Annotated in this window: 1 protein-coding gene; it reads left to right on the forward strand. The window is 47.2% G+C overall.

Features of this window, described 5'->3' with window-relative positions:
- Positions 1-904 precede the first annotated feature (904 nt).
- On the forward strand, positions 905-3,469 hold a 2,565-nt coding region (locus tag QUB06_RS34245; protein ID WP_333439251.1), incomplete at its 3' end, for a phage/plasmid primase, P4 family.

The raw sequence follows: 3,469 nt of genomic DNA on the forward strand, positions 1-3,469 counted from the left end.
CTTGGTCGAGCCTGTTTGCTTATGAAGGGGAGTTCCCACCGCCGCGAGGTGATTTTTACAGAAAAAAGCACACTTGGGCTGACAGAATATCCGACGTTTGTTTGCGCGAGTAATTTACGCGAGCAAGTCCTGTAAGTAATAGAAGACCTAGGTTTAGTTGCCTAGGTTTTTTTTTGATTTGAGTATTTTTACTTTGACCTCGACATACTTTGAGGCTTGCACTTCCTTTTTCTAGTCTATTTTTTCATCTAGCCGCCCAAGTTGGGCGGCTACGCCAGAAAATACACTTAAATACTGAAGTACGAATGCAAAATTAGTGGAGAAAAACACAAGCAAACCTATAGGGTTTAGGAAAAATTGAGAGATGTGTAATTTAGGTCGGTAATTCACCGTAATGTTTTCGGAGGCCTATAATGGCTAGGTGTGGTAGTGCACGGTAATGAGGCACACCTAAAACAGGATGGAAATAATTTAGACCTATAGGTTTCCATGTTATTCGGATAGTTATTTGATGTATAAAAGACTTTCGGAAGCCTATAGGGGTTAGGAATATTTTCTCGTATAAAAGCGCGAGTAAGCCGCGCTCAAACAGGTTTTTCAAACATTGCGGATTCCGATTCACATTACCTATTATTGGATTATAATCGGAGTCAGGACTGATTAATGCTCCCTGCAAAGGTTAGTCCGCCTGCACCCGGCGGGCAAAAAAAAGAGCCGCGAAGCCTTTGACGAGGAACGCGACAAAACAAAATTAACTAGATTCACTTTAACTCGATCGTGTAGCCAGCGGCAAAAAATTTAAAGTCCTACAACTCAATTTTTTTAATTTTTGGGTTTTGCGGATTTTGCGTTCCTCGTCTTTGAGCATAGCGACTCTCCTTGTATAACTACTTTGGAGAACGTTATGTATAGTATATCTACTCTTGGTACATCCATCAACTCTGTCGGTAACAATTATTCACAATTAAGCGAAGATCACGAATATCAGATCGTTGCAAGGCGTGCGATCAAAACTGAATGGGCGCAGGCTAGCTGTCAGACCTGCGACATCCCGAAAGCTTCGGTAATGTTGGGATATGAGGCAAAATCAGCAGGCATTATGCTGATATCAGATGAGTACGGTCAGTGGCAATTTCGCCCCGATAACCCTTGGGCTTCATCCGATGGCAAGATGCCGAAATACCGTACTGGCAAAGGAGAATATGACATTTTTCTCGCTAAACATCCTGAAATCAAAGCATACTGGGCAGATTTGGACGCGCTTAAGGCCCGATGCTTCACTATTGACGGCAAACCCTACCTACTCATCACAGAGGGTGGGTTCAAAGCAATAATGGGATGCCAACACGATATTCCGACTGTTGCGGGGGTTGGCGTGACGATGTTTTTGACTCCGAAGAAAAAAGGGGAACCCGATTTAGTACCAGGGTTGAAACGGTTGGCTGAAGCTGGTTTTAACTTTATCATTGCCTTTGACTCCGACGATCCGGTAAAAAAACCGGAAACCGTAAAAAATGTTGCTCGCGCCGAAAAACGTCTGACAGAACACCTGAAAGCTTGCGGCTGTGAGGTATTGTCAGTTACGGGTAAATGGAATCACGAGGACGGTAAAGGGATGGATGATTTCATCCAAAAGAACGGGATTGAGGCTTTCAGGGCAATCCTGATGAAAGCGACAGAGGGTGGCACTGAATCACGCGACACAAGTGATAGCAGGAGAAAAACAAAGCATCCCAGTGCCGACGCGATCGCGAGGGAAATCGCCGAGGACTACCGCGATCGATTAAAATTCAACAATACGAATCTTTGCTGGTATCGGTACGAAGCCGATTCTCCGGGAATTTGGTCGCCAGAGACCGATGAATATATCGAATCGGTCGTATACCAGATTGTGAAGTCAAAGGGGTTGACCGACTTGCCACCAGCTTATATCGGAGCAACGGTACGTTTCTTGCGGCACAATTTAATCGAACGGCAGTGGAAATCGCGCACCGACTTGATTCCGTTTACAAACGGGGCTTTAGAGATAACCACGGGCAAACTTTTACCCCACTCGCCGGGATATCACTTTACTTGGACGCTACCCCGCGCTCACTGCACTTTAGCTTCAGATTGGCAAAAAATTGAAGACTGGATGGACTTTGCGACGCAAGGGAACCAGCACATAAAAAACCTACTGTTAGCATTCTGTAACGCAGTCCTGAAGGGTCGCGCCGACCTCCAAAAAGCCTTGCACCTAATCGGCATCGGCGGCAGCGGCAAAGGCAGTTTTTGTCGCCTAATTATCGCCCTGATTGGCGTAGAAAACACCCACAGCAGCACCTTAGACGAATGGAGCGGAAATCGATTTGAGGTGGCCCAAGCTTACGAAAAACGGCTACTACTCTTCCCCGACGAAGACAGGGGAGCGAGACACTTAAGCAAATTCAAGCAAGTAACCGGAGGCGACTGGCTGCGGGCCGAGGAAAAAAACAAGAAGCCCTTTAAGTTTAAGTTTGGTGGCATGGTGGCGGTCGCTTCAAACTTTCCCATTTTCGGTTCGGACAATTCTAGCGGCATGGCCCGCCGCATCATCCCCGTGCCGTTTAACGCTGTAGTAGCGGCAGGCAGTCGCCGCGACCTCGATAGCACCTTTGAACCTGAACTGGCGGCATTCACCAATTACCTGCTATCGCTGGATGATACTTGGGTCGAACGCACCCTGCGGGGCGTTGTTGAAATTCCAGAAATCAATCTCCAGGGCTGGGAAAACAAAATTCGAGAGGACAGTATTGCTGGGTTCCTTAATGACAGACTTATTTACGATCCATTGGGACAAACTTCCATCGGCGACTCTGCTTGTGCCGAGGGGTCACTTTATCAAGCTTATGACCTCTACTGCTCCGACCAAGGACACAAAGCACAGGCAGTAAAAAATTTCAGTCCTAATCTAGTTGAGTTGGCAAGCGTGATTCTCGGCTGGCAAGTCGAAAAAATCCACACGAGGGTCGGCAAAGTCATCAAAGGTATCCGACTGCGAACAAAGGCTGATGCACACATTCCAACCTACGATTACGAACTTCAATCTCGCTGTGACGGATTCGGTGACGGGTCAGTGACGGATAGTGTGACGGGTCAGAACCCTTGCTCTGTAAAGGATGTGACGGGTGTGACGGATAAACCTCTTATTCAGGTGGAAAAAATAATTGATGGTAATCCAACCTCCGATCGGATTGACGGAGTGGCGCACAAAGAAAATATCCAAGGCGATATAGACTTTTATCCGTCACATCCGTCACCGGAGCCAGAACCCTTGCCAGCCGTCAATCCTGACCCGTCACCGAATCCGTCACCGAATCCGTCACCGAATCCGTCACAGCTTCAAAACTATGCAAATCAGCGCCGAGCCAAGGAACTGGCTGACGATATGCGGGAGGCTATTGCTGATTGCGATCGCGAGAAGGCAAAGGAAGTTATGGATCGAGTTAAA

It is taken from the genome of Microcoleus sp. D2_18a_D3 (assembly GCF_036702455.1).
Classification (GTDB): domain Bacteria; phylum Cyanobacteriota; class Cyanobacteriia; order Cyanobacteriales; family Microcoleaceae; genus Microcoleus.